The sequence below is a fragment of the Dialister sp. genome, assembly GCF_051885895.1.
In the GTDB taxonomy this organism is placed as follows: Bacteria; Bacillota; Negativicutes; order Veillonellales; family Dialisteraceae; genus Dialister.
In genome coordinates this window covers 12455-13639 of the sequence record NZ_JBJEXP010000031.1, presented here as the reverse complement: position 1 = coordinate 13639, position 1185 = coordinate 12455, and the positions used below count along the sequence as shown (strand labels likewise).

1 protein-coding gene is annotated in these 1185 nt (G+C 52.3%); it reads right to left on the bottom strand.

The window, feature by feature from the left end:
• Window positions 1-196: 196 nt before the first annotated feature.
• The coding region (locus tag ACI4N7_RS02525; RefSeq protein WP_439731797.1) for an ABC transporter substrate-binding protein at window positions 197-1185 on the bottom strand (989 nt) is incomplete at its 5' end.

Sequence of the window (1185 nt, the reverse complement as noted above, 5' to 3'; positions counted from 1 at the left end):
GAAGATGACCTGCACCCCGCCATGCAGCGGCATTGGGATGATTCAGGAGTTTTTGCCCTGGAAAAATGAGCTGTCTTGCCGTCGGCGGCGGACAGCTCATGAAAAGAAAATTTCCTGCAGGGGCAGGCCGTCTTCAGAAATGCAGCTGCCTGCTCCTGATATAAAAAAAGACTGCGTCTGCGGTCTTTTTTAGTATTCAGTATCCTCGTATCTGTTTTTCTCCGCTCATATCAAAAATCGGTCCGTAGGCGGCATTGGCCAGGCCTTTGATGGCCCATACACAGTTCTGGGAGGCGGAGTAGATATAGCGGTCTTCCACCGGTACGATGTGCCTGGCGGCCCGCATGGAGGCAATGGCCGGATTAGCCAGAAAATCATCTCTGTATTTGGCGGCACCGGTGGTATCAGAGCTTCGATCGGTGGAAACGAAAAGCATATCCGGATCTGTTTTGATGATGAGTTCCGGTGAAGTGGCCTGCCCGTTGACGCCGCCGGCCAGGGCGATGGCATTATCAATACGGGCGCGGGTGAGGAGTTCGTTGAACATGGAGCCGGGACCGCCGTAGCGGGTCATCTGGGATACCAGGTATACTACCGGCTTTTTGCCGGTTTCCTGGGAAAGGCGGTCATCGATTTCCGCAAGAGCCGAGTCCATTTGGGAAATAACATTTTCGCCCCGCTCCTTCTCTCCGGCAGCAGCGGCGATGATGCGCACATCTTCCTTTACCTGGTCAATAGAGCGGGGGCCGTCGATGACGACTACAGGAATACCCAGATTTCTGTACATATCCAGTTCCTTACCGTCAGTATAGGTAGAAGCTACGATAAGATCAGGCCGTGCTTCTGTAACGATTTCCATGGAAAGACCTGCCAGAGGTACGGTAAGAGGAATATCTTTTGTGTCATCTGCCACATAGGAAATGTTGGGATCCCTGTCTGCGTCAGTGGCAGCAGCCAGCTTGTCCGGTGTCACCACGGAAAGGAGCATGGTGTCGATGGAAGCGGAGTTTCCCAGAATCCGCTTCGGCTTGGCAGGAATTTTGACTTCTTTTCCTGTGGCATCAGTGACAGTGTAGCTGCTTCCTTCTCCGGAGGAAGCCATCTGCTTCATGCCGCAGCCGGAAAAGGAAAGAAGCAGCAGAAATCCAAGAATCAAAGCACCTGTTTTTTTATATTTCATTTTGG